This window comes from Novosphingobium sp. THN1 (assembly GCF_003454795.1).
Taxonomy (GTDB): Bacteria; Pseudomonadota; Alphaproteobacteria; order Sphingomonadales; family Sphingomonadaceae; genus Novosphingobium.
In genome coordinates, this window is the sequence record NZ_CP028347.1 from 1,958,793 (window position 1) to 1,983,788 (window position 24,996).

The 24,996-nt window shown below is 64.8% G+C and carries 19 protein-coding genes and 2 pseudogenes; all 21 read left to right on the top strand.

The features are described from left to right. Window positions 1-147 precede the first annotated feature (147 nt). Window positions 148-645: a division/cell wall cluster transcriptional repressor MraZ gene (locus tag C7W88_RS09760; RefSeq protein ID WP_240344526.1), complete on the top strand. Its 498-nt coding sequence runs from the start codon at window positions 148-150 to the stop codon at window positions 643-645. Further along, the gene (rsmH, locus tag C7W88_RS09765; protein WP_118073385.1) at window positions 642-1,628 is read left to right on the top strand and encodes a 16S rRNA (cytosine(1402)-N(4))-methyltransferase RsmH; all 987 of its coding nucleotides are present in this window, start codon (window positions 642-644) and stop codon (window positions 1,626-1,628) included. Before C7W88_RS09760 ends, rsmH begins: the two co-directional genes overlap by 4 nt. After that, a complete protein-coding gene (locus tag C7W88_RS23115; RefSeq protein WP_205525158.1) occupies window positions 1,625-2,455 on the top strand; it encodes a hypothetical protein in 831 nt (276 codons plus the stop codon). Before rsmH ends, C7W88_RS23115 begins: the two co-directional genes overlap by 4 nt. Further along, window positions 2,452-4,197, top strand: a complete 1,746-nt coding sequence (locus C7W88_RS09775; RefSeq protein ID WP_118073386.1) for a penicillin-binding protein 2 — start codon at window positions 2,452-2,454, stop codon at window positions 4,195-4,197. The genes C7W88_RS23115 and C7W88_RS09775 overlap by 4 nt, the downstream gene beginning before the upstream one ends. Further along, a complete protein-coding gene (locus C7W88_RS09780) occupies window positions 4,194-5,642 on the top strand; it encodes a UDP-N-acetylmuramoyl-L-alanyl-D-glutamate--2,6-diaminopimelate ligase (protein ID WP_118073387.1) in 1,449 nt (482 codons plus the stop codon). The genes C7W88_RS09775 and C7W88_RS09780 overlap by 4 nt, the downstream gene beginning before the upstream one ends. Beyond that, window positions 5,639-7,108: a UDP-N-acetylmuramoyl-tripeptide--D-alanyl-D-alanine ligase gene (gene murF / locus C7W88_RS09785; RefSeq protein WP_118073388.1), complete on the top strand. Its 1,470-nt coding sequence runs from the start codon at window positions 5,639-5,641 to the stop codon at window positions 7,106-7,108. Before C7W88_RS09780 ends, murF begins: the two co-directional genes overlap by 4 nt. Then, window positions 7,109-8,173 carry a phospho-N-acetylmuramoyl-pentapeptide-transferase gene (gene mraY / locus C7W88_RS09790; protein ID WP_039334147.1) on the top strand — a complete coding sequence of 355 codons (1,065 nt, stop codon included), beginning with the start codon at window positions 7,109-7,111 and terminating at the stop codon, window positions 8,171-8,173. Further along, window positions 8,170-9,501: a UDP-N-acetylmuramoyl-L-alanine--D-glutamate ligase gene (gene murD, locus C7W88_RS09795; RefSeq protein WP_118073389.1), complete on the top strand. Its 1,332-nt coding sequence runs from the start codon at window positions 8,170-8,172 to the stop codon at window positions 9,499-9,501. Before mraY ends, murD begins: the two co-directional genes overlap by 4 nt. Window positions 9,502-9,539: 38 nt before the next feature. Further along, window positions 9,540-10,732 (top strand): annotated as a pseudogene (locus C7W88_RS09800) (FtsW/RodA/SpoVE family cell cycle protein). Continuing rightward, complete coding sequence (gene murG, locus C7W88_RS09805; RefSeq protein ID WP_118073390.1) at window positions 10,729-11,895, top strand: undecaprenyldiphospho-muramoylpentapeptide beta-N-acetylglucosaminyltransferase; 1,167 nt, start codon at window positions 10,729-10,731, stop codon at window positions 11,893-11,895. The pseudogene C7W88_RS09800 and the gene murG overlap by 4 nt, the downstream one beginning before the upstream one ends. Continuing rightward, the gene (gene murC / locus C7W88_RS09810; protein ID WP_118073391.1) at window positions 11,892-13,304 is read left to right on the top strand and encodes a UDP-N-acetylmuramate--L-alanine ligase; all 1,413 of its coding nucleotides are present in this window, start codon (window positions 11,892-11,894) and stop codon (window positions 13,302-13,304) included. Before murG ends, murC begins: the two co-directional genes overlap by 4 nt. Continuing rightward, window positions 13,301-14,194 (top strand): UDP-N-acetylmuramate dehydrogenase, encoded by an 894-nt coding sequence (gene murB, locus C7W88_RS09815; RefSeq protein WP_240344528.1) that lies wholly within the window; start codon window positions 13,301-13,303, stop codon window positions 14,192-14,194. Before murC ends, murB begins: the two co-directional genes overlap by 4 nt. Before the next feature lie 141 nt (window positions 14,195-14,335). After that, window positions 14,336-15,289: a D-alanine--D-alanine ligase gene (locus C7W88_RS09820; RefSeq protein WP_118073392.1), complete on the top strand. Its 954-nt coding sequence runs from the start codon at window positions 14,336-14,338 to the stop codon at window positions 15,287-15,289. 3 nt (window positions 15,290-15,292) lie between these two features. Next, window positions 15,293-16,258: a cell division protein FtsQ/DivIB gene (locus tag C7W88_RS09825; protein WP_118073393.1), complete on the top strand. Its 966-nt coding sequence runs from the start codon at window positions 15,293-15,295 to the stop codon at window positions 16,256-16,258. Window positions 16,259-16,267: 9 nt separating this feature from the next. Next, on the top strand, window positions 16,268-17,551 hold the full coding sequence (ftsA, locus tag C7W88_RS09830) for a cell division protein FtsA (protein ID WP_118073394.1): 1,284 nt from the start codon (window positions 16,268-16,270) through the stop codon (window positions 17,549-17,551). Between the two features lie 195 nt (window positions 17,552-17,746). Then, a complete protein-coding gene (ftsZ, locus tag C7W88_RS09835) occupies window positions 17,747-19,216 on the top strand; it encodes a cell division protein FtsZ (protein ID WP_118073395.1) in 1,470 nt (489 codons plus the stop codon). A 65-nt stretch (window positions 19,217-19,281) separates the two neighbouring features. After that, window positions 19,282-21,498: an SPOR domain-containing protein gene (locus C7W88_RS09840; protein ID WP_118073396.1), complete on the top strand. Its 2,217-nt coding sequence runs from the start codon at window positions 19,282-19,284 to the stop codon at window positions 21,496-21,498. A 213-nt stretch (window positions 21,499-21,711) separates the two neighbouring features. After that, window positions 21,712-22,215, top strand: coding sequence for a YbjN domain-containing protein (locus C7W88_RS09845; protein WP_118073397.1), 504 nt, complete (start codon window positions 21,712-21,714; stop codon window positions 22,213-22,215). A 91-nt stretch (window positions 22,216-22,306) separates the two neighbouring features. After that, the gene (locus C7W88_RS09850) at window positions 22,307-23,113 is read left to right on the top strand and encodes a pyrroline-5-carboxylate reductase (protein WP_118073398.1); all 807 of its coding nucleotides are present in this window, start codon (window positions 22,307-22,309) and stop codon (window positions 23,111-23,113) included. 123 nt (window positions 23,114-23,236) lie between these two features. Next, window positions 23,237-23,979 (top strand): annotated as a pseudogene (locus tag C7W88_RS09855) (Bax inhibitor-1/YccA family protein). A gap of 213 nt (window positions 23,980-24,192) precedes the next feature. Next, a complete protein-coding gene (locus C7W88_RS09865; protein WP_162895981.1) occupies window positions 24,193-24,927 on the top strand; it encodes a hypothetical protein in 735 nt (244 codons plus the stop codon). The last annotated feature ends 69 nt before the right edge of the window (window positions 24,928-24,996 follow it).

Here is a 24,996-nt window from a genome sequence, read left to right on the forward strand (position 1 = left end):
CATTTTCCCCTTTTCGCCCGCCCCGTCCCGCGTTAGTAGTGTGGGTTATCGGGACGAACTCCAATCGCATCCGCGGGGGATGAGTCGGCAACGCGCGATGGCGCGGGGTCGAGCGATGGAGCTTTGTCCGCGAGCGGGGTGTCCAGCGTGGCGGGAGGGCCGGTAAATCTGGTGGGACAGGGCTTTTCGCCGCGTGGCGAAAAGGGCCGCTTCGTCCTGCCTGCCGACTTCCGCTCCGACATCTACGCAGCTTCCGCCAACCAGCGCATTCTCTGTCTCGACAAGCATCCCCGCCTGCCTTGCCTGACCGGATTCGGCCTGTCCCGCCTGGACGAACTGGCTGCAGAGATCGATCGCGAGGAAGAGAAGAGGCTCCGCCTCAACCAGGACTTCGACCGCGACATGGCGGAGGCGCAGGCCTATGGCTTCACCCGCGTGAGCTTCGACGAGAGCGGTCGCTTTGTCCTGCCCGAATACCTGTCCGAACTGGGGCAGGTGGAAGACGGTCTCTATTTCCATGGTGGCGGCCGCCAGATCACCATCTGGAACCCGCAGATCCTGTTCGAGCAGGGCGATGGCTGGGCCAGCGCCAAGGCTGGGTGCCGTGCCAAGATGGCCGAAGCTGCCAAGGGGAAGCGCAAGTGACCGCTGCAGCGCCAAAAGCCCCGCACATTCCCGTGCTGCTCGAAGAGGTCGTCGCGGCCCTTGATGCAAAGCCGGGCGACCTGATCGTCGACGCGACATTCGGAGCGGGCGGCTACACCCGCCGCCTGCTGGAATCGGGCGCTACGGTCCATGCGTTCGACCGCGATCCCGATGCGATCGCGGCGGGAAGGCTCTGGGGAGAAACCTGTGGAAAAGATCCGCGCCTCGTTCTGCATCCCCGTCGCTTTTCCGAACTTGCGGAAGGACTTGCAGAGGCCGGAATTGCGGGCGTTCAGGGCGTCGTGTTCGACATCGGCGTAAGCTCGATGCAACTCGATCAGCCCGGGCGGGGATTTGCGTTCTCGTCCGACGGACCGTTAGACATGCGGATGTCACAGGACGGTCCAAGTGCGGCGGATTTCCTGAATGAAGCGGACGAGGGGGAAATAGCAGACGTTCTCTATCGCTACGGCGAGGAACGCCAATCGCGCCGGATTGCCCGCGCCATCGTCGCTGCCCGCCCGCTGACCACCACCGGACAGTTTGCCACGGTCGTCCGCAAGGCGCTGGGCTTTCGTCCCGACATCAAGGGGCCAAAGGCGCAGAAGGACCCGGCGACCCGCAGCTTCCAAGCCGTGCGCATCCACGTAAACGGCGAACTGGACGAGCTGATCGAAGGTCTGGCCGCGGCAGAGAAGGTGCTGGTTCCCGGCGGTCGCATCGCGGTAGTCAGCTTCCACAGCCTTGAGGACCGCATCGTCAAGCAGTTCCTGCGCGAGGCTGCCGGCGCCGTGCCTGCCGGTTCGCGCCACCTGCCGCAAATGGCCGCGAAGGTTGACCCGGTCTTCGAAAAGCCTTCGGCCGCAATCCGTCCGACGCCCGAGGAGGAGGAGCGCAATCCGCGCGCCCGCTCCGCCACGCTGCGCTGGGCCGTGCGCACTTCTGCGCCTGCCCGGACTGGTGCGGGGAGGGCTGCGGCATGATCTCGACCACAAGCCGTCTTCGCTCGGTTGGCTGGCTGGTCCTGCTGGGCCTGTGCCTGGCACTGGTTGTGGCACTGGCATTCCGGGTCAATGCCCTGCGGAGCCAGATTCACCATGCCGAGGCGCGCATTGTCGCGCTCAAGCAGGAGAAGATGTATCTCGAGACCGAATTCGAGACGCGCTCGAACCAGCAGCAGTTGAAGGCGTGGAACGATGTCGAGTTCGGCTATGCCGCGCCCAACGCCAGCCAGTACATCGAAGGCGAACGCCAGCTTGCCGCACTGAGCGTGCCCGCCACGCCGGATGCGCCCGCCCCGATCCGCGTCGCCAGCGTCGATGACAGTGTTATCGCTTCGGCTGCGTTCCCGGCGATGGTTTCGCCGCTTTCGGGCAAGGCGCTGGCCAGCAATGACAGCAAGGTTGCTGCGGACGATACCGAAGGGGACCGTTCGGCGCGCACTGTCGATCACGCTGAAGCTGTCGAGACGCTGAAAGACCGCCTTGGCAAGGTTGTCGATGCTCGCCCGCGCGGTCCGGTGCGCAAGGAGACGGCTTCCGAGAAGGAGCGTCCGGCCAAGAAGGACGCCAAGCTGGACGCCAAGATGGACCGGGCCGAGGCATCGGCATCTGCCAAGCCGAAGGCGGCGCAGAAGGTTGCTGCCAAGGACGTCGTTGCCAAGGACAGGGCCGCGAATGCGAAGTCGGCTGGCAAGCCTGCTGCCAAGGCCAAGGCGGTCACAACTGCGGATAAGTCGGGCGCAAGCAAGACCAAGTCCGGTTCGGCCCCTCGCGCCACCAAGGGCAAGGAGGCTAAGGCAGCCCGGTGAACGCACTCACCGCCTCAGCCGCCATCGCTTCCGGCCGCGTCCTGCTGGCCAATGTCCGCCAGCGCTCGCTGGTCGAGGCCAAGGTTCGTGCGCTGGTGGTGGCCGGCTTCATCCTGTTCTTTGGCTTTGCGGCGCTGGCGCGGATTGCCCAACTCGGCTTTTTCGAAGGCTCGCCGACACGTCGTTCGCTGGCTGAAGCGTTGCTTCCGCCGCGTGGCGAGATCACCGATCGCAATGGCGTTCCGCTGGCACGCGCGTTCCCGGCCTATGCGCTGTGGTACAATCCCAAGGCTTTCGGTGAGAACGGCACGCCGCTCGTCAAGTCGCCCGAAGAGGTGGCCAAGGCGCTTCTCGCCATCTTCCCCGATGCGGATTACAATGATTTGCTCCGGCGGCTGAAGTCCGACAAGCCGAGCTATCTGCGCCAGAGGGTGATGCCGGAGGATGCCAACCGCATCTTTGCCCTTGGCGAGCCTGCGCTGGAGTTCCCGCGCGAGAACCAGCGCTATTACCCGCAAGGATCGCTTGGCGCGCACGTGCTCGGCTATGTCGACAGCGAAGGCCATGGCCATGTCGGCATGGAGCAGGTGCTCGAAAAGCAGCTGCTCGATCCAGCCCAGCGCGGAAAGCCGGTAGCGCTTTCCATCGATATGCGTGCGCAAGGCGCGCTTGAGGACGAACTCGGGCGCGGCATGCTCGAAACCGAGGCCAAGGGCGCGGCGGGTGTGATCCTCGATGTCGATACCGGCGAGATTATCGCGCTGGCATCGCTACCCTCGTTCAATCCCAACCGTTCGGACCAGGCGCTCAACAACCTGGTGTTCAACAAGGTGACGAACCAGGTTTACGAACTCGGGTCGACCTTCAAGCCGCTGAGCGTTGCGGCGGCAATCGACGCGGGCGTGGTGACCGACCTTTCGGTGCGCTATCCTTCGGACAGGCCGCTGGCGATCGGCGGTTTTCACATTCGTGACAGCCACAGCTTCGGCGCTTCGCTCAACGTGCCCGAAGCGCTGATCCACTCATCGAACATCGTTACGGCGCAGGTGGCTGACAAGTTGGGTGGTCCCGCGCTGAAGAAGACGATGGCGGCGCTCGGCATGAATGAGCGGCCCTACATCGAACTGCCGGCGCGTGGCTTCCCGCTCTGGCCGCGCGGCACCAACAAGAACGGCGACTGGGCGCGCATTACCACGATGACGGTCAGCTACGGTCACGGCATCGCGGTTACCCCGCTGCATCTGGCAGCAGCCTATGCCGCAATGGTCAACGGCGGCATCTGGCGCCCGGCGACGCTGTTCAAGCGCGAGCCGACGCAGATCCCTGAAGGTCGCCGCGTCTACAAGGCTTCGACCAGCGCGCGCATGCGCCAGTTGCTGCGCATGATCGTGGTGGATGGCACCGGCAAGAGCGCCAATGCCTCCGGCTATCGTGTCGGCGGCAAGACCGGATCAGCGGAAAAGCCCGGCGGCAAAGGCGGTTACAACCGCACTTCGCTCGTCGCGACTTTCGCCGCCGCCTTCCCGATGGACAAGCCGCGTTACGTGGTGATTGCCATGCTTGACGAGCCGAAGGGCACGGCCGCGACGTCGTATCAGCGCACGGCCGCATGGAACGCTGCGCCGATCGTCGGCCGCGTTGTTCCGCGCATCGGGCCGTTCCTCGGCGTCGTTCCCGACGATACCCGCGATATCGACATTTCGGACTTGTCGCCGCTGGTCGGCAACGGAGATGGTGAATGAAGCTCGGCGCGATCCTTGAAGCGGCGGGTTTCGCTGGCAAGAACGCTGATGCGAACGTCACCGGCTTTGCCATCGATCATCGCAAGGTTGCCCCGGGAACGATCTTCGGTGCCTTTCCAGGCACGCGCTTCAATGGCGAGGACTTCATTGCCGATGCCGTGAAGGCGGGCGCTGTCGCCGTGGTCGCGCGGCCGCAGGCCAAGGTCGAAGGGGCGGTGCACGTTGCCGATGAAGAGCCGCGCCGCGCCTTTGCCGCGCTGGCCGCGCGCTTTTTCCAGCCTGTGCCCGAGACCGTTGTTGCCGTTACGGGGACCAACGGCAAGACCTCAACGGTTGAAATGACGCGCCAGATCTGGCGCATGGCCGGCTATTCTGCGGCGTCGATCGGCACGCTCGGCGTGACCACGGCAGACGAAAGCGTCTCTACCGGGCTGACCACGCCGGACATCGTGACGTTCCTTTCGAACATGACCGGCCTTGCCCGCGAGGGTGTGACACATGTCGCCTACGAAGCGTCGAGCCATGGCCTCTCGCAGTACCGCAACGAGGGCCTGCGCGTGGGGGCAGGGGCCTTTACCAACCTCAGCCGCGACCATCTCGATTACCACGCGACGATGGACGATTACTTCGCGGCCAAGATGCGCCTGTTCGACCATGTCGTGGAAGAGAGCGGCACGGCGGTCGTCTGGATGGACGACGAGTGGTCGGGACGGGTGGTGGAGCATGTCCGCGCGAGGGGTCTGCGGTTGCTCTCGGTGGGCAAGCAGGGGACCGAGATCCGCCTGCTCGCCCGTACCCCGACCCAACTGGGGCAGACCCTCGAGATCGCGTTCGAAGGCCAGGCGCGCAAGATCAACCTGCCGCTGATCGGCGCCTATCAGGCGGCGAACGCGCTGGTTTCCGCCGGGCTGGCAATTGCTTCAGGGACCGATGCGGCCAAGGTGTTCGATGCGCTGGCGCGGTTGCAACCGGTGCGGGGGCGGCTGGAGCGCGCGGCGATCAATCGTGCCGGGGCGCCGGTCTATGTCGACTACGCGCACACGCCCGACGCCATCGAAGCGGCGATTGCCGCGCTGCGCCCGCATACGTCCGGGCGCCTGATCACCGTGTTCGGTGCTGGCGGTGACCGCGACGGCGGCAAGCGTCCGGAGATGGGAAGTGCTGCCTGTGCCGGCTCGGATCTGGTGATTGTCACGGATGACAATCCCCGTGGTGAAGATCCCGCGGAAATCCGCGCCGCCATCATGGCGGGCTGCGACGAAAAGGCGCGCGAGATCGGCGATCGTCGTGCCGCGATTGCCGCCGCGATCGCCGAGGCAGGCCGTGAAGACATTGTCCTTGTTGCAGGGAAGGGGCACGAACAGGGACAGATCGTGGGCAGGGGCGATGCTGTCCGCATCCTGCCGTTTGACGATGTTCAGGTCGCCAGGGAGTGCACCACATGACCGCCCATCCCGCGCTTATCGCATGGCCAGAGGACCCGTCCGACGCGGCGGGTCTTGCGCTTTGGACGAGCGAGGAAATCGCTGCGGCAACGGGTGGCCGGGCAAGCGCGCAGTTCGCGGTCTCCGGCGTCGAGATCGACAGCCGCGAGGTGGTGGAAGGCGACCTGTTCTTCGCCTTGAAGGGCGAGGCTTCGGACGGTCATCGCTACCTTGAGGGCGCCTACGGGCGCGGCGCGGCGGGCACGGTGGTCGAACATGCGACGTTCGGCCCGTACGTGCTGGTCGGCAACACGATGACTGCGCTCGAGAACCTTGGCCGGGCGGCGCGCGCGCGCGTCGATGCCGGGATCATCGGGGTGACGGGTTCTGCCGGCAAGACCGGCGTCAAGGAAGCGCTCTATGCCGCGCTCGACCGCGCCAGTCGGGGCCGGGCACACCGTTCGGTCAAGAGCTACAACAACCATGTCGGCGTGCCGCTAAGCCTTTCGCGCATGCCCGCCCGCACCAGCTTCGGCGTGTTCGAAATGGGCATGAACCATGCGGGCGAGCTGGCCGCGCTGACCCGGCTGGTCCGTCCCCACGTCGCCATCGTCACTACCATTGCGCCCGCCCACATCGGTCATTTTTCGGGTGAGGAAGCGATTGCCGATGCCAAGGCTGAAATCTTCGAAGGGCTTGAACATGGCGGCGTCGCCATCATTCCCGCTGACAACCGCCATTTCGAACGGCTGCGGGCCAAGGCCGCGCAACATGCCGAGCGCGTGATCAGCTTCGGTCGCCATGCCGATGCGAGCGTCCGGCTGATCGACGCGGTGGCGGCGTCAGGCGGCGGTACCCTGGTTACGGCGGATCTTGGGGGCCGCAAGGTCTGTTACACGATCTCGCAACCGGGCGAACACTGGGTTGCCAACTCGCTGGCGATCATGGCTGCCGTCGAAGCGATCGGGGGCGATCTGGGCGCTGCCGGACTGGCTCTGGCCGAGATGGAAGGCCTCGCCGGGCGCGGGGCCCGCCACGAGATTGCCGCCACCGGTGGCGACGGTTCGGGCAAGGCCCTGCTGATCGACGAAAGCTACAACGCCAATCCTGCCTCGATGGCCGTCACCCTGCGCCAGCTTGGTGCGACACCCGCCACCCGCCGCGTTGCCATTCTTGGCGCGATGAAGGAGCTGGGCGAAGCCGAGGCACGCTATCACGCCGAACTCGCCGGGCCCGTCGCCGAGGGCAAGGTCGACAAGCTGGTGCTGGTAGGCGCCGAAATGGCGGCATTGGCCGACGCGCTGGGGAAAAGCGGGCCGTTCTCGCTTGCCGGTAAAATCGATGTGGCGCATGTGCAGACAGCTTCGGAAGCGGCGGAATGTCTGGCTGCGGACGGTGTGCGCGGGGGTGATGCGATCCTCGTGAAGGGGTCGAATTCGGTGGGACTGGGCGCGATCGTGCGTTCGCTCACCACCAGGGAACGGTGAATGCTCTACCAGCTGGCCGAGTGGCTGCATTTCGAGGGATTCAGCAACCTCATCCGCTACCAGACGTTCCGCGCGGGCGCGACGCTGTTGACCGCGCTGATGATCGGCCTGATCATCGGTCCGCGCTTCATCAACATGCTGCGTGTGCGCCAGGGCAAGGGTCAGCCGATCCGCGAGGACGGCCCGCAGTCGCACCTCGCCAAGCGCGGCACGCCGACCATGGGCGGATTGATGATCGTGACGTCGCTCACGCTGTCGCTGCTGCTGTGGATGGATGTGACCAGTCGCCTCGTCTGGTCCTGCGTTGTCGTGACGCTCGGCTTCGGGCTGATCGGCTTTCTTGACGACTACGACAAGGTTACAAAATACGCGCACAAGGGCGTGCCCGCCAAGGTTCGCCTGGCCGGTGAGTTCGTGGTGGCCGGTATCGCTGCGTGGCTGGCCGTGGGCGAAACGCACCTTTACGTTCCGCTGTTCAGCAATCTCTACGTGCCGCTCGGGCCGTTCTATTACCTCTTCGCGATTTTCGTGATCGTCGGCGCGGGCAATGCGGTGAACCTGACCGACGGTCTGGACGGCCTTGCAACCATGCCGGTGATCATCGCGGCCGGAACATTCGCGATCATCGCCTATCTGGCCGGGCGCGTGGACTATTCAACCTACCTCGGCATTCCGCACGTCAAGGGTGCGGGCGAACTGGCGATCTTCTGTGCGGCAATGATGGGGGCGGGCCTCGCGTTTCTGTGGTTCAACGCGCCGCCTGCCGCCGTGTTCATGGGCGATACCGGCAGCCTCGCGCTCGGTGGCGCTCTTGGCGTGATTGCCGTCGCCGCGCATCATGAGATCGTGCTGGCCATTGTCGGCGGGCTGTTCGTGATGGAGGCCGTGTCGGTGATCGTCCAGGTCGCGGTCTACAAGCGCACCGGCAAGCGCGTGTTCCGCATGGCCCCGATCCACCACCACTTCGAGCAGCTCGGCTGGAAGGAATCGACTGTCGTGATCCGCTTCTGGATCGTGTCGATCGTGCTGGCGCTGATCGGCCTCGCCACGCTGAAGGTGCGATGATCGTCTCGCCCGCCTTTTCCGGCAAACGCTTCGCCGTGCTCGGCCTTGCCCGTTCGGGGCAGGCGAGCGTCGAGGCGCTGCTGGCGGGCGGGGCGGACGTCACCGTGTGGGACAGCCGCGAGGAACCGCGCGCAGCCTACGAAGGGCGCTGCACTATCGCCGATCCACTGGCGACCGACCTGACCGGGTTTGCGGGCGTGGTGGTGAGCCCCGGGGTGCCACTCAATCGCCATCCGATTGCCGCCCACGCCGCTTCTTTCGGTGTACCGGTGATCGGCGACATCGAACTTTTCGCGCAGGCCCGCGCCGACTTGCCGCCGCATCGCGTGGTCGGCATCACCGGGACCAACGGCAAGTCGACGACGACGATGCTGGTCCACCACATCTGCAAGGCGGCGGGTCTCGAGGCGCGGCTGGGCGGAAATATTGGCCTGCCAGTTCTGGGGCAGGAGCCGCTGCCCGAAGGCGGCGTCTATGTGCTCGAGCTGTCCAGCTACCAGATCGACCTGACGCAGAGCCTTGATTGCGATGTCGCTGCGCTGATCAACCTCAGCCCCGATCACCTTGACCGCTACGATGGCTTTGAAGGTTACGCCGCGGCCAAGGCTCGCCTGTTCCGGATGCAGTCGGCGCGCCATCACGCCGTGTTCGGTTGCGGTGACGAGCATACCCTGAAGATCGCGCGCGAAACTTCGGCCACGCATGACGTCGGCTTCGTCCATGTGGTGCAGCCTGATGCGCTGGAGGGGCAAACGGCTTGGCCCTCGCTGCAAGGGCCGCACAACCTGCAGAATGCTGCGATTGCGGTGGAGATCGCGCGGCAGCTTGGCATCGGCGAAGACGTGTGGGGTCCGGCGCTGACCAGTTTCGTCGGCCTTCCGCACCGCATGGAACGCGTGGCCGAGGCCAATGGCGTGCTGTTCGTCAACGACAGCAAGGCTACCAATCCGGCCTCGACCGCGCCTGCGCTCGGCGCCTATCCGCGTATCCACTGGATCCTCGGTGGCCTGCCCAAGAGCGACAACCTCGATGAGTGCGCGCCCTACTTCGACCACGTTGTCGCCGCCTACACGATCGGCGAGGCAGGGCCGATGTTTGCCGACATCCTCGATCCCATCATGCCGGTCAACCGCAGCGAGATGATGTGCGATGCCGTGCGTCAGGCGATGCAGGCAGCGCAGCCCGGCGACGTGGTGATGCTTTCGCCAGCGTGCGCCAGCTTCGATCAGTTCCGCGATTTCGAGGCGCGCGGCGACAGCTTTCGCCAAATTGTCGAGGCGCTGATTGCCGATTCCGATGCACCCTGTCCGCCGGGGACTGGTTCATGAGCACTACGCCCACGCCCACCCGCCTCGTCACCACCACCATGCCCGATGGCGGCGTGCGCGTGGTCGGCCACGGCGCGCGTTTTCGCCGCAGCCGTCGCAGCGAGCTGCTGATCTGGTGGCGCGAGATCGATCGCGTGCTGCTGACGCTGATCCTTTCGCTGGTGACGATCGGCTGCATCGCCGTTGCCGCTGCATCCCCGGCCTCGGCGCATCGCCTGTCCACGAACCAGAAGTCGCTCGGCGATCTCTATTTCTTCTGGATTCACCTGCGTTGGGTCGCGGTGGGGCTGGTCGCGATGTTCTTTGCATCTGTCCTGCCCAAGGAGGCGGCACGACGCGGAGCCATCCTGCTCGCGGCTGCGATGGTCCTTGCACTCGTGCTCGTGCCGCTTGTCGGTAGCGAGGTCAAAGGGGCGAAGCGCTGGCTGTGGATCGGCTTCAGCCTGCAGCCTTCGGAATTTCTCAAGCCCGGATTCGCCATTGCCCTGGCCTGGATCCTGTCGTGGCGGGTGCGCGATCCGAACATCCCCGTCATCCCGATCACGGTGGCGATCATGGGGCTGGTGGGCATCCTGCTGATGGCCCAGCCCGACTTCGGCTCCACCATGCTGTTCGGCGGTGTATGGTTCGTATTGGCGCTGCTTTCGGGCCTGTCGGTCAACAAGATCATATATGCGATGGGCGGGCTGATCCTCGTGGTCATTGCAGCGTACTTCTTCTACCCGAACGCGACGCACCGTATCGACAACTTCATTTCGGGGGCAGCGAGTTCGATCAGGTCGACCTTGCCATGCGCACCTTGATGAACGGCGGATGGAGCGGCACCGGGCTTTGGCTCGGCAGCCGCAAGAATGCGCTGCCCGAGGCGCACACCGACTATATCTTTTCGGTGGTTGGTGAGGAATTCGGGCTGATCGCCTGCGCGGTGATCGTCACGATCTATTGCGCGATCGCGCTGCGCGTGCTGATGCGCCTGCTTGATGAGGACGATCTGTTCACCATCCTCGCGGCAGCCGGGCTGACCGCGCAGCTGGTCGGTCAGGCGTTCATCAACATCCTTGTGAACCTGCAACTTTTCCCTTCGAAAGGCATGACCTTGCCGCTGATCAGCTACGGCGGATCCTCCACCATCGCGCTGCTCATGGGCGTCGGGCTGCTGCTCGCGATCACGCGGCGCAACCCCTACCTTTCGCGCGAGAAGTTCGACGTTACGGAACTGGTGCGCAAATGAGTGGCGCTTCTCGGCATTACGTGCTCGCGGCAGGCGGCACGGGTGGACACCTAATTCCGGCTTTCGCGCTGGCGGTCGAGCTGGAACGGCGCGGTCATCATGTCGCGCTGGTAACCGATGAGCGCGGCGCGAAGATTCCCGGCAAGCCGGACTTCATGCCGGCGCACGTGCTGCCCGCAGGCCGTCTCGCCAAGAACCCGGTGGCGTTGCTCAAGGGGCTGCGCGCGATCTGGCAGGGCCGGGCGATGGCGCTGCGGCTGTTCGAAAGCTTCCAGCCTTCCTGCGTGATCGGCTTTGGCGGTTATCCTGCGCTTCCCGCACTGCTGGCAGCCCATTCGGCGAAGATCCCGACGGTGATCCATGAGCAGAACGCAGTGCTGGGACGCGTAAACCGCTTCCTCGCCAAGCGCGTTGACGCCATCGCCACGGCTTACGGCGAGGTTGATCGGCTTGAGCCGAAGCTGTGGGGCAAGGTCCACCGCGTCGGTAATCCTGTGCGGCCCGAAGTACTGGCGCTGCGAGGCGAGCCGTTCCCCGAGTTCACCGAAGACAGCCTGTTCCGTGTGCTGGTGACGGGCGGAAGCCAGGGCGCTTCGGTCTTGTCGGAAGTCGTACCCGATGGTCTGGCGATGCTGCCGCCCGCGCTACGCCATCGCTTGCAGGTGACTCAGCAGTGCCGCCCGGAGGACCTCAAGGCTGTTCGCGCCCGCTATGCCGCACATGAGATTCCGGCTGAACTTGGCACGTACTTCGAAGACATGCAGTCTCGCCTTGCCGGAACGCACCTGTTCATCGGTCGCGCCGGCGCATCGACCATTGCCGAACTGACTGCCGTGGGACGCCCGGCGATCCTCGTCCCGCTGCCCATCGCGACAGATGATCATCAGGCCGCCAACACGCGCGAGATGGTTGCGGCAGGCGGCGCGCGCGCGATCCGGCAGACCGGCTTTACCCCCAAGGAACTGGCGAAACAGATTCAGGCCATGGCCCAGCACCCGCATACCCTTGCCAATGCCGCGCACGCTGCGTGGAACTGCGGCCTTCCCAACGCCGTCAGCGATCTGGCCGATCTGGTCGAAAGCTTTGGCGGTGAGCCGATCATGGACGTGATCCGCGTCGACACCCGCAGCGCCGCGCCGTCAGGGCAGGAGCAACTCGCATGAAGGGCGTCGGCACCGAGATCGGCACGATCCACTTTGTCGGCATCGGTGGCATCGGCATGTCCGGCATTGCCGAGGTCATGCACAACATGGGCTATTCGGTGCAGGGCTCCGACATGGCGGAAAGCTATGTCGTCGATGGATTGCGCTCGCGCGGTATCAAGGTGATGATCGGGCAGAAGTCCGAGAACGTGGATGGCGTTGCCGTGGTCGTGACCTCGACCGCTGTAAAGCGTGACAATCCCGAAGTGGTTGCCGCACTGGAAAACCGCATCCCCGTGGTTCGCCGTGCCGAAATGCTTGCCGAACTGATGCGCCTCAAGAGCACGGTTGCGGTCGCCGGTACCCACGGCAAGACCACGACGACCTCGATGGTTGCCTGCTTGCTCGATGCGGGCGGGATCGATCCGACCGTGATCAACGGCGGGATCATCAATTCCTATGGCTCCAACGCGCGTCTGGGTGACAGCGAGTGGATGGTGGTCGAGGCTGACGAGAGCGATGGTTCGTTCCTGCGCCTTGATGGCACTCTGGCGGTCGTCACCAATATCGATCCTGAGCACCTTGATCACTACGGCAGCTTCGAGAAGGTCAAGTCGGCGTTCGTCGAGTTTATCGAGAATGTGCCGTTCTACGGCGCGGCCATGCTCTGCATCGATCACCCCGAAGTGCAGGCAATCATTCCCAAGGTGCGGGACCGCCGCGTGGTGACCTACGGCTTCTCCGCTCAGGCTGACGTGCGGGGTGAGGCCGTGACGCCGATCCCCGGCGGCAACCGCTTTACCGCTGTGCTGCGCCAGCGCGATGGTTCGTTCCGCCGCATCGAGGGCATCGAACTGCCGATGCCGGGCCGTCACAACGTCCAGAACGCGCTCGCCGCCGTTGCAGTCGCAGTGGAAATGGGCGTTTCAGACGAACTTGTCCGCACCGGCTTCGGCAAGTTCGGCGGGGTCAAGCGTCGCTTCACCAAGGTCGGTGAGGTGGATGGCGTGACGGTCATCGACGACTACGGCCACCACCCGGTCGAAATCCGCGCTGTTCTCGCTGCCGCGCGCGAAGGTGTGCAAGGCCGCGTCATCGCAGTCGTTCAGCCGCACCGCTTCACCCGGTTGCGCGATCACATGGAAGACTTCCAGGGTGCGTTCAACGACGCCGATGTGGTCTATGCCGCGCCGGTTTACGCTGCAGGCGAACAGCCGATCGAAGGCGTGGATAGCGCGGCGATGGTCGACGGCATCAAGGCGCGCGGGCATCGCAGCGCGCACCTGACAGCCGGTGCCGACGCGTTGGCCAAGGAACTTGCTGCCACGGCGCAGCCCGGTGACATGGTCGTGTGCCTTGGCGCCGGTGACATAACCAAGTGGGCCGCTGGCCTTGCCGATGCAATCGCGCGTGAAAGGGGGCAGGGGTGACCATCCTCACGCTGCCTCAGGTTCGCGGCAAGCTGACGCAGAACGCCCCGCTTGCGCCGCTGGTCTGGTTCAAGTCCGGAGGCACGGCTGACTGGCTGTTCGAGCCCAAGGACGTCGCCGACCTGCAGGACTTTTTGGCGGGGCTCGCTCCGGACGTGCCGGTCATGGCGCTCGGCCTTGGCTCCAACCTGATCGTGCGCGACGGCGGCGTTCCGGGGGTGGTCGTTCGTCTTGGCAAGGCCTTCGCCAAGGTCGAGAAGGTTGATGAAATCACGCTCAATTGCGGCGGTGGTGCATCGGGCATTCTGGTGTCCAGCACAGCGCGCGACAACGGCATTGCCGGGCTGGAATTCCTGCGTTCTATCCCCGGCACGGTCGGTGGCTTCGTGCGCATGAACGGCGGTGCCTACGGGCGCGAGGTCAAGGACGTGCTGGTCGATTGCGACGTAGTGATCCGCTCGGGCGAGATCGCGACGCTACCGCTCAGCGAGCTTGGCTACACTTACCGTCACTCAGACCTCACCGACGGCTCGATTGTGGTCGCCGCACGGTTTCGCGGCCACCCCGGTGAGCCGGACGACATCCAGGCTGAAATGGACCGCATCAGCGCTGCCCGCGAGGCTTCGCAGCCGCTGCGCTCCAAGACCGGCGGTTCGACCTTCAAGAACCCGGACGGCGGCAAGGCTTGGGAACTGGTCGACAAGGCCGGATGCCGTGGGCTTACCATGGGCGGCGCGCAAGTCAGCGAGAAGCACACCAACTTTCTGATCAACACCGGCGAAGCTACCAGCGCCGAAATCGAAGCGCTGGGCGAGGAAGTGCGCAAGCGCGTGAAGGACATGTCGGGCGTCGAGCTCGAATGGGAAATCAAGAGGATTGGCAGAGCATGACGGGTTTGCACCAGTTCCTCACCCACCGGGGGAGGGAGACCACCGTAGGTGGTGGAGGGGCACTCTCGCTAGTGCACTCCGGCCGGTGCCCCCCACCATGCTTCGCATGGTCCCCCTCCCCGTGCCGGGGAGGAACTGGGCGTGACGCTACCTAAACTCCACGTCGCGGTGCTGATGGGCGGCTGGTCGAGCGAGCGCCCGGTTTCGCTCATGTCGGGCGAGGGCGTGGCCAAGGCGCTTGAGTCCAAGGGCCACAAGGTCACGCGGATCGACATGGATCGCGAGGTTGCCCTGCGTCTGGCTGAAGCAAAGCCCGATGTGGTGTTCAACGCGCTGCACGGCACGCCGGGCGAGGATGGCTCGATCCAGGGCCTGATGGACATCATGGGCCTGACCTACACCCATTCGGGCCTTGCCACCTCGGTCATCGCGATCGACAAGGAACTGACCAAGCAGGCGCTCGTGCCGCATGGCATTCCGATGCCAGGCGGGCGGATCGTACGCACCGAAGAGCTCTACAAGGCTGATCCCCTGCCGCGTCCTTACGTGCTCAAGCCGGTAAACGAAGGCTCATCGGTTGGCGTCGCCATCGTCACGGCTGACGGCAACTACGGCAACCCGATCAACGCGGATTCGCGCGGTCCGTGGCAGGAGTTCGACGAGCTTCTCGCCGAACCGTTCATTCGTGGGCGCGAACTGACCACAGCCGTCATCGGCGACCGCGCGCTGCTCGTCACCGAACTCAAGCCCAAGTCCGGCTTCTACGATTTCGACGCCAAGTACACAGACGGCATGACCGATCACATCTGCCCGGCCGAGATTCCGGACGAAATCACCGAGGCGTGCAAGCAGATCGCCCTGCGCGCGCACCAGTTGCTGGGCTGCAAGGGCACCAGCCGCTCCGACTTCCGCTGGGACGACGAGCAGGGCGTCGAAGGGCTGTTCCTGCTGGAGGTCAACACCCAGCCTGGCATGACCCCGCTCAGCCTCGTGCCCGAACAGGCCAGGGCGCTGGGCATGGACTATCCCGATCTGGTCGAGGCGATCATTGCGGAAAGCCTGAAAGACTCGGGCAAGGACTCAGGAAGGGCCTGAACCATGGCGCAGACGATCAAGCGGGGCGGAAAGGGCGTGCGGCGGGCAGCGGCTGCGCGGACGACGCAGCGCAAGGTCCAGGCAGCGCGCCAACAGACCGGATCGGTGCTCGACACCGTGATGCACTGGCTGCCGTTCAGCGAGGAGACGCTGCACCGCATCCTGATGACGCTGATCCTGGGGGCAGCAGCAGGGTTGGTGTGGACCGTGGCGGTCATGGCCGGCATCCCGACGCTTGCTTCCGAACAGGCGGCACTTATCGCGTCCGATGCCGGGTTCAAGGTCAGCCATCTCGAGGTGCGCGGCGTCAACCGCATGAACGAGCAGCGCATTTACGAGCGTGTGCTTGGCCAGAACGATCGTGCGATGACCACGCTCGATCTCGCGGCGCTGCGAGACGAACTCAACCAACTGCCGTGGGTCAAGGATGCCCGCGTTTCGCGCAAGTTGCCCGATACGCTGGTGATCGACATCGTCGAGCGCAATCCGCACGCCGTGCTGCGCAAGCCGGATCGCATGGTGCTGATCGACGATGCCGGCGTGGAGCTTGAAACGGTTAAGCCTGACAAGGCCAAGGGCATGCTCGTCCTGTCCGGCCTCGGCGTTGGCCAGCGCGTTCAGGACCTCACGCGACTGCTTGATGCCGCGCCTGCCTTGAAACCGCAGGTTTCGGAAGCCGAGTGGGTCGGCAACCGCCGCTGGAACCTCACGTTCAAGACCGGGCAGGTGCTGGCTCTGCCTGAGGGCGACGAGAAGTCTGCCGGAGCGCTGCTGAGCTTTGCGCGCATGGACGGGGTGAACCGGCTGCTCGGCGGCAAGGTTGCCGCCTTCGACATGCGCGCGCCCGACCGCGTTTATATGCGCGTGCCTGGCCATGCTGAGGAAGTTGCGGCGGAAAAGCGCGCCGCCGATCAGGCCAAGGCCGAAGCCAAGCGCATCGCGGCTGCGGCCAAGAGCGACGAGGGCTGATCCAGCGACATGGCGACGCCCCGCATCACCAAAGTCTTTGCTGCCGTGAACATCGGCTCGTTCCGCGTTTCTGCGATGATCGCGGGGCTTTCGGAAACGGGCGAGATGGTGGTGCTCGGTTCCGGACACCGCGCCGCGCAGGGGATCAAGCGCGGCTATGTCACCGACATGCAGGCTGCGACCCATTCGGTGCGCGATGCGATCGAGCGGGCCGAGAAGATGGCCAATGTCGATATCCAGAAGGTCTGGATCGGCTGCGCAGGTGCAGGCCTTGCCAGCACCACCGCGCGGGTCGAGGTCGAGGTCGGCGGACGCCGCATCGAGCAGGACGATATCGAGCATCTGCTGGTGGCCGGGCGCGGCGTGATCCAGCCCGATGGCCGCACCGTGCTCCATGCCCAGCCAGCGCACTACACGCTCGATGGTGCCCACGGCGTGCCCAATCCCAAGGGCCTTCATGCCGAACGGCTTGCGGTGGATATCCACGTCATGCTCGCCGATGGCGCGCCGGTTCGCAATCTTCGGGAGGCAGTGCAGAACGCCCATCTCGAGGTCGAAGCTGTCGTCGGATCGCCGGTCGCGGCTGGCCACGCATGCCTTACGCCGGAAGAGCGTGAACTGGGCGTGGCGCTGGTCGAGTTCGGGGCAGAGGTCACGACGGTATCGGTCTACGCGGCCGGCATGCTGCTTGGCATGCAGGTGATCCAGTACGGTTCGGGCGATATCACCGATGCGATTGCCTCGGCCTTCGGCATCCGTCGCTATCAGGCAGAGCGCCTCAAGTGCATGTCCGGCTCGGCCATCGCCAGCCCGGCGGACCATCGCGAGATGATTCCGGTCAACGCGCCGGGTGACCCCGAAGGCGGCCCGGTCGCCCGCCATGCCGACGACAAGAACCGCATTCCTCGTGCCGAATTGATCTCGGTCATCACCCAGCAGCTCGGCTTCTTCACCGAGGAAGTGGGCAAATCACTCAAGTCGATGGGCTTCGTTGGCCAGACCGGGCAGCAGGTCGTGCTGACCGGTGGGGGCGCGCAACTTCCAGGCCTTGCCGACTATGCGCAATCGGCTCTCGGTCGGCCTGTGCGCATCGGTTCGCCGCCGACGATGCTCGGCCTTCCGCCGGGCCATGCCACGCCAAGCTCCTCCACACTGGTGGGACTCGTGCTGTTTGCAGCGGCCGATCCAGTGGACATTCGCGCCATCGGCCCAGCCAACGATCCGGTCGGCGGAGCTTACGGCGGCAAGAAGCTGCTGATTCGCCTTGTGCGGGCGATAAAGGATTACTTTTGAACGGCCTTTTGGCCCGGTTCAGCGCTCTCGACGCGCGAACTTGGCCCGTCATGGTGTTGCAACCTGTGGAAAAGGTTGCTGCGCCTTTGATTCGCCGCGCAGCCTTGTGCAACAGGTTAATGTGAAGCTTTCCAATCTCGTTTGGTGCGCGTTCCAGCCAGCAACGAGACATATGACCCGATTGGGAGACCGACTATGAGCATCAACATCGGACCGCCGGCAATTGACGAACTTCGTCCCCGGATCACGGTGATCGGGGTTGGTGGCGCAGGCGGCAATGCCATCGCCAACATGATCAACGCGCAGATCGAGGGCGTCGAGTTCATCGTCGTCAATACCGATGCGCAGGCGCTGAATAATTCTATCGCCGAAAACCGCATCCAGCTCGGCCCGGACATCACGCAGGGCCTTGGTGCGGGTGCTCGCCCCGAAGTGGGCCGCGCTGCTGCGGAAGAGACGATCGAGGAACTCGAGCGCGCCCTGGAAGGCGTGCACATGGTGTTCATCGCCGCCGGCATGGGCGGCGGCACCGGCACCGGCGCGGCTCCTGTCATTGCCGAAGCTGCCCGTCGCAAGGGCGTGCTCACTGTTGGCGTGGTGACCAAGCCGTTCCTGTTCGAAGGCACGCGCCGCATGCGCTCGGCCGAAAGCGGCATCGAGGAGCTGCAGAAGCACGTCGATACGCTCATCGTCATTCCGAACCAGAACCTGTTTCTGGTGGCCAAGGCGGAGACGACCTTCAAGGAAGCGTTCCAGCTCGCCGACGAAGTGCTGCAGCAAGGCGTCCGCTCGATCACCGACCTCATGGTCATGCCGGGCCTGATCAACCTCGACTTTGCCGACGTCCGCTCGGTCATGGGCGAGATGGGCAAGGCGATGATGGGCACGGGCGAGGGCGAAGGTCCGAACCGCGCGCTGGAAGCGGCCGAACGCGCGATCGCCAATCCGCTGCTCGATGGCGTTTCGATGCAGGGCGCCAAGGGCGTGATCATCTCGATCATCGGTGGCGACGACATGAAGCTGCTCGAGGTTGACGAAGCCGCCAACCACATCCGCGAACTGGTCGATCCCAACGCGAACATCATCTGGGGTTCGGCCTTCAATCCCGATCTTGATGGCAAAATCCGGGTTTCGGTTGTCGCAACCGGTATCGAACAGAGCCAGGAGCAGGCGGAGATCGCATCGCGTCCGGTCTCGATCCCGAGCAGCGCGCGCGGCCCCGCCGTGCCAACGGCTGCACCTGCGGCACCTGTCTACACGCCGCCGGCTGCTGCCGCTCCGGAGCCTGCGCAACCGGCATGGACGCCTGCGGCAGAGCAGGTCCAGCCCGAAGCGCCAGCCGCGCCCGAGCCGGAGCCGCTCGATCTTACGCTCGACCTTTCCGCCGCGCAGGAGGAACCTGCCTCGGATGAACTGCTTCTGGGTGGCATTGAGGCTCCTGCCGAACCGCCAGTGGCCGCGCCCGCGCCGGAACCTGCGCCGCAGATGCCCCGCCTCGGCCGCGCGCCGGAGCAGGAGCCCGCAAAGCCTGCCGGCGGCAGCACCCTGTTCGAGCGTATGGCCAATCTCTCGCGCGGCAATCGTGCCCCCACCGGCGATGACGATGGCGATGAAGGCGGTTCGCTGAATATTCCGCGCTTCCTCGGCCGCCAGAACAACCAGTAATCAGGTGCGAGCGGCGGCGGCTGTTGCCGCCGCTTCATCTTCAAGACGGTAAAGAGCGCGGCAGGATGACGAATCGGCTCCCCATCGCGCAGTTCTCGGGCTCATCGCGTCTAAGGCTCGCTCTGGCGCTCCTGTTTTGCGCTGCAGCGCCACGGGCATTCGCGCAGGTGGATGACGATCCTGATGGCCCCGCCACGGTATCGCGCCCCGTGGTGCAGTCTACGGCCCCCAGTCCCAGCCGCGAGCTCAATGCCGCATTGGCACGACTTGCTGCCGATCCACGCAATGTTGCCGCGCTGTTCGATGCAGCCAGCGCTGCACTGAAGCTGGGTGACAGCGATGCTGCGATCGGGTTTCTGGCGCGGGCTGACGAGGTCCAGCCGGGCAATGCCCGAACCAAGGCCCTGCTCGGCAAGGCCCAGCTTGTCGCGGAAAATCCGGTCGAGGCTATCCGCTCCTTTGATGAGGCGGAACGGGCTGGCGCTGATACATTTGCCATGGCTGCGGACCGGGCGCTTGCCTACGATCTCGTTGGTGACAATGGCCGCGCACAGCGGTGGTATCAGGTTGCGCTGAGCCGGGGCGGGGACGACGAAATCACGCGCCGCTATGCGATGAGCCTTGCCATATCGGGCGATCGGCGCGGCGCCGAGGCGCTGCTTTCGCCGTTGATCGAAAAGCAGGATCGCGCAGCATGGCGGACTCGCACGTTTGCGATGGCCGTGACTGGCGGGCCGGACGAGGCAGTGGCCATCGCCTACGCCTCGATGCCGCAAGATCTGGCATCGGGCATTGCGCCTTACTTGCGTTATATGCCGCGCCTTACGCCGGCGCAGCAGGCCGCCGCTGCAAATTTCGGGCGCTTTCCCCGTGCAGCAGACATCGGGCGCGATGATCCGCGCGTGGTGCAATATGCTGCGCTCAACCCGCGCGCGCCGCGCACAGCGGAAGCGGGCCTGATTCCGGCAGGTGCGCCCCTCGGCCCATCCGTCGCCTCCAGCGAAAAGCCCAGCCGCGAGAAGCGCCGCCGTCCCGGCAAGAGCGATGGCGCCGCATCTTCGGCGGTTGTCGTACGTCCAGCCGTGCGGACATCGCCTCCGGCAGAGCTGCCGCCGGTCCAGAGTTATGCGAGCGCCGCGCCAGCAGTGCAGTCAGCTCCTCCGGCCAGTATGACCCCGGCAGTACCCGGCCCGACAGTTCCCCGCCCGACCGTGCTTTCAGCGCTCGACGTACCGCCCGGGTCTGTGCGTCCTGCTGTTCCGCCGATCCGGCCTGCACAATCGGCATCGGTCCAGCCGTCGGTCACCCGGCCGCTGACAACCCCGGCTCCTACGACGACGATCGCGCCATCGCCAAACCCGATTGCGAAGCCCGGCTTCCAGCAGGATCTGACTGCCGCGCCAACTACGGCAGTTGCCCGAACAGCGAGCGCCACGTCCTCTGCGCAGCCAACGTCGCCCTCTCCTGCGGGCAATGTTCGGCCAGCGCCGTCGCTTGCATCGGCGAGCGGGTTTGATCTGGCGAAGGTCGGGTCGGTTACCGCTGCCCCGCCTGCCACTGCGGCGGCTTCGGCATCTACCGCGGGATCAGCACCCGGTGTCGCTTCTGCCCCCGCAAGCGCTCCAGTTGCTGCGTCCGGAACGGTCGCGCCGGTGCCATTACCGCCGCCAGGGCACGCGGCATCGGCTTACACGCCTCCGCCAGCGCGTGATCTGGCCACCTTGTTCAAATCGTTCACTCCCCCGCCGGAGGAGCGCGTTTCGTCGGTTCCGGCGGTCGACATCACGCGCATTGCCCCCGGTCCCGCCGCCAAGGGTGCCAAGCCTGACCCTCGCGGTGAACGGCCTGACGGCCCGACCGATGTGTCGCGAACGCCCGCCAAGGAGCTGCAGAAGCCAGCGGCCAGGGATGCGGTGAAACTTGGCAAGGACGGGAAGCCGATCAAGGATCCCAAGGCTGCCGCAAAGGACGCACAAGAGGCGAAGGCCAAGAAGGCCGCTCCCAGCCACCCAAGCCGTATCTGGGTGCAGGTGCTGACTGGTGCGAACAAGGGCGTCATGGACAGCGAGTGGCGTCGTCTCGTGAAGGAGGCGCCGACGCTGCTGCGCTCGCGCAAGCCCTATCTTTCGCCGTGGCGCAGCAATTTCCGCCTTCTGACCGGTCCCTTCGACAGCGAGGCTGACGCGCAGGATTTCGTCACGAAACTCAAGAAGGACGGGGTTTCGAGTTACCAGTGGACCAGCCCTGCCGGCCAGGCGGTAGATACGCTTTCGCTCAAATAAGGGGACTGGGCGGAACCGCTGTCCGGGATTCCTGTTCACTCCTTGTCCACAGCTTTCCCACAAGGTTGTCGAGTTTTGCCCAACCGCCTGTTAACCCGCGATTGTCGGGCGGGGGTGTGAACCGCCATTGACGTTTTGAGCAGCAGTCAGGGCAGATCGCCCTGCCGGGCCAACCAGCCGAGGAGGCCCGATCACATGTTCAGGGGACGTACCATGCGGACCGGCCATGACGACAACGAGCGCGAGGAGGCAGCGCCTGTCGACATGATCGCCTCGCTTTTCGAGGCGCGCGGTTGGCCATGCGAGTTCGTCTCAGACGATGAGGTCACCGGCGAGATCCAGGGCTCATGGGCCAATTATCAGCTGCGTGCCATCTGGCGCGTCGAGGATCACGTCCTCCAGATTCTCTGCCTGCCCGACATTCGCATTCCCGATGACAAGAAGCCCGCTGTCTACGAGCTGATGGCGATGATCAACGAGCAGGTTTGGATCGGCCATTTCGACATCTGGTCCAACGGTTCCGTCCTGCTTTACCGTCATGGGCTCATGCTTGGTGACGAAGGTCTGCTCAGCATCAGCCAGGCTCAGGCCGCGATCGAGGCGGCAGTGGATGAATGCGACCGGTTCTATCCGGCGTTTCAGTTCATCTTGTGGGGCGACAAGAGCCCGGCCGATGCCCTGGCCAGCGCCATGGTGGATGCGGCAGGCGAGGCTTGAGCTGCGGCTTTCAGCGCTTGCGGTAGGCAGGGCGGCTCGGCATTGAGCGGCCAAGCGCGACTCAGCAGATGCGCTTCGAGGGAACCGCTCCATGACCAAGACCTTTCTCCAGTTCGGCTGCGGCAACATGGGCGGAGCCATGCTCAAGGGCTGGCTGGCTGGCGGCATTGCGCCTGAGATCTTCACAATCGTTGACCCGTATCTGGAGAATGCGCCGCCGGGTACGCGGTTGCTGGGTTCCGCGCCCGAAGGCGAGGGGGCATTCGATGTCGTGTTGCTGGGTTTCAAACCGCAGCAGTTGCCCGCCGCGGCCGCTTCGGTCCGGCCATTCGTCGGCGCGAACACGCTCCTGCTCTCGATTCTGGCGGGTGTCGATCTTGCCACCTTGCGCGCCAGCTTCCCTGAGGCCCGCGCCATCGTCCGCGTCATGCCGAACCTTGCCGCAGCGCTTGGCAAGTCGCCGATTGCGCTGGTCGGCGATGCGGACCAAGCCGCGCGCGCTGAAACCGAAGCTCTGATGGTGCCGCTTGGCCAGGCCGAATGGCTTGGTGGTGAGGACCAGATGGACCTGGTAACCGCACTTGCCGGCTCGGGCCCTGCGTTTGTCTATCGCTTCATCGATGCGCTGGCACAAGGTGCTGCTGTGCTCGGCTTGCCGCGCGAGCAGGCGGATCGGCTGGCGCTGTCGATGGTCGAAGGCGCAGCGATGCTCGCGGCAGCGTCCGAGCACGCACCGGGCGAGCTTGCCCGCCGTGTCGCGAGCCCCGGAGGCGTCACGCAGGTGGGTATCGACGTGCTCGATGCCGATGACCGGTTGGTCCGCCTCATGGAAGACACGTTGCGCGGCGCGCGAGATCGCAGCGCCGAGATGACCGAGCAGGCGCGCAAGGCGGGTTGAACGCCGCAACAATTCGTTACAGTTGGCGACCTGTCGGCTGGTCCGGTTTCACTTGAAAGCGCGGGCCAAAGCGCCGATATTCCGTGTACGTGGCCATTGGGGCCACAGAACGGAGCTTTGAAAATGGCAAACTGGAACGACCCTCGGCCCACCGGAACGGGCTTCGGCGCGTCTCCGAGCCTTTCCGGCGTCTCCGCTCGCGGCGAAGTGTTCGACGCGGGCCTGCGCCGTCACATGCTGTCGATCTACAACTACATGGCCTCGGGCGTGCTGCTCTCTGGCGTCGTTGCGCTGCTGTCGGCAACCACTGGCTTCACGCTCGTGCTGTTCGGCACGCCGCTGATGTGGCTGGTGATGCTTTCCCCGCTCGCCTTCGTCATGTTCATGAGCTTTGGCGCCAACAAGTTCTCGACCACGGCTCTCCAGGGCATGTTCTGGGCTTTGCGGTGGCCATGGGCCTGTCGCTGTCGACGATCTTCCTCGTCTACACCGGCGCCTCGATCGCGACGACCTTCTTTGCCACTGCTGGCGCCTTCGCGGGTCTGAGCCTTTACGGCTACACCACCAAGAAGGATCTGTCGGGCATGGGCAGCTTCCTGATCATGGGCGTCTTCGGCATCCTGATCGCCTCGCTGCTTAACATCTTCCTGAAGTCGTCGGGCCTTGGCTGGGCGATCAGCTTCCTGGGCGTGCTCATCTTCGCGGGTCTGACCGCCTATGACACGCAGAAGCTCAAGGAGCAGTATGCCTACGTCGCTGGCACCGATTTCGCGGGCAAGGCCGTCGTTCTCGGCGCGCTGAGCCTCTACCTCGACTTCATCAACATGTTCCAGTTCCTGCTGCAGTTCATGGGCGATCGCCGCTGATCTGAAAAGCACCCGAACTGAACCAGATTGACCCGGCGGGCCGCAACGGTTCGCCGGGTTTTTATTGTCTGGGGGATTCTCATTTGTCTGCGCCGACGCTACGCTCGGCTTCATCTTGCATACAGGATGGTTCGCACAGCATTTTGACACGCTGCAGCAAAGGACCATCTGCCTGTCACGGTCCTTTTAGGGATCGGAATTGGGGGAATGCCAATGTTTCGTTTCCGGCGTATCGTCGCGCCAAGCCTTATCACTGCAGGGTTGGCTATCGGCCTTGCTTCCTGTGCGCCAAAGCCACCGCCGCCGCCGCCGCCACCACCCCCGCCGCCGCCGAAGGTTGTGGTCATTCCGCCCAAGCCGAAGGCACCCAATGGCGCTTCGGACAATATTCCGGTTCCTCCGGCTGATGCCAATGGCCTGCGCCAGTCGCTGAACCGCAACATCTCGTCCGCGCAGATGGTGTGGAACCTCCGCTCGGCCTACAACGTGGCTGCGCTGAATTGCAACGCACCGGTCCATGCGGACATCCTGCCCCGCTACAAGGCGTTCCTGACCACCCACAACAAGGTGCTGAACGCCATCAACAAGCGCCTCGATGTCGAGTTCAAGGCGAAGTACGGCGCTAAGTTCATTGCCCCGCGCGAGGCGTACATCACGCAAGTCTACAACCACTTTGCGTTGCCGCCGACACTGTCCGACTTCTGCGATGCCGTCATGGCCGTGAGCCGGGATGGCGCTGCCGTTACACCGGCCAATCTTGAAGCCTTCGCCGTGCGCAGCCTGCCCAACATCGAAGTCGTGTTCGATGATTTCTACCGTCGCTACGAGGTCTACCGCACGGATCTTGCCATCTGGCAGGCGCAGTACGGCAACCTTGTGAATCCGCCGCAGCAGGCCGTGCAGATCACGGCGGCGCCTGTTCCGGACGGTACTTCCGCAGGGCATTGAGCCGGACTTGACCAGCAAAAAATTTCTTTTCAGCGGGGGAGCGCTGCGCTAATGGCGGCGCTCCCTGCG

What these genes read in the sequence shown, in the direction of transcription:
- murC (WP_118073391.1), top strand. Translation starts at nt 11,892, where the DNA reads ATGAAGGGCGTCGGCACCGAGATCGGCACGATCCACTTTGTCGGCATC.
- ftsA (WP_118073394.1), top strand. Translation starts at nt 16,268, where the DNA reads ATGGCGACGCCCCGCATCACCAAAGTCTTTGCTGCCGTGAACATCGGC.
- C7W88_RS09865 (WP_162895981.1), top strand. Translation starts at nt 24,193, where the DNA reads ATGTTTCGTTTCCGGCGTATCGTCGCGCCAAGCCTTATCACTGCAGGG.
- C7W88_RS09780 (WP_118073387.1), top strand. Translation starts at nt 4,194, where the DNA reads ATGAAGCTCGGCGCGATCCTTGAAGCGGCGGGTTTCGCTGGCAAGAAC.
- C7W88_RS09825 (WP_118073393.1), top strand. Translation starts at nt 15,293, where the DNA reads ATGGCGCAGACGATCAAGCGGGGCGGAAAGGGCGTGCGGCGGGCAGCG.
- ftsZ (WP_118073395.1), top strand. Translation starts at nt 17,747, where the DNA reads ATGAGCATCAACATCGGACCGCCGGCAATTGACGAACTTCGTCCCCGG.
- C7W88_RS09840 (WP_118073396.1), top strand. Translation starts at nt 19,282, where the DNA reads ATGACGAATCGGCTCCCCATCGCGCAGTTCTCGGGCTCATCGCGTCTA.
- murG (WP_118073390.1), top strand. Translation starts at nt 10,729, where the DNA reads ATGAGTGGCGCTTCTCGGCATTACGTGCTCGCGGCAGGCGGCACGGGT.
- C7W88_RS23115 (WP_205525158.1), top strand. Translation starts at nt 1,625, where the DNA reads ATGATCTCGACCACAAGCCGTCTTCGCTCGGTTGGCTGGCTGGTCCTG.
- murD (WP_118073389.1), top strand. Translation starts at nt 8,170, where the DNA reads ATGATCGTCTCGCCCGCCTTTTCCGGCAAACGCTTCGCCGTGCTCGGC.
- C7W88_RS09845 (WP_118073397.1), top strand. Translation starts at nt 21,712, where the DNA reads ATGCGGACCGGCCATGACGACAACGAGCGCGAGGAGGCAGCGCCTGTC.
- murF (WP_118073388.1), top strand. Translation starts at nt 5,639, where the DNA reads ATGACCGCCCATCCCGCGCTTATCGCATGGCCAGAGGACCCGTCCGAC.
- mraY (WP_039334147.1), top strand. Translation starts at nt 7,109, where the DNA reads ATGCTCTACCAGCTGGCCGAGTGGCTGCATTTCGAGGGATTCAGCAAC.
- C7W88_RS09850 (WP_118073398.1), top strand. Translation starts at nt 22,307, where the DNA reads ATGACCAAGACCTTTCTCCAGTTCGGCTGCGGCAACATGGGCGGAGCC.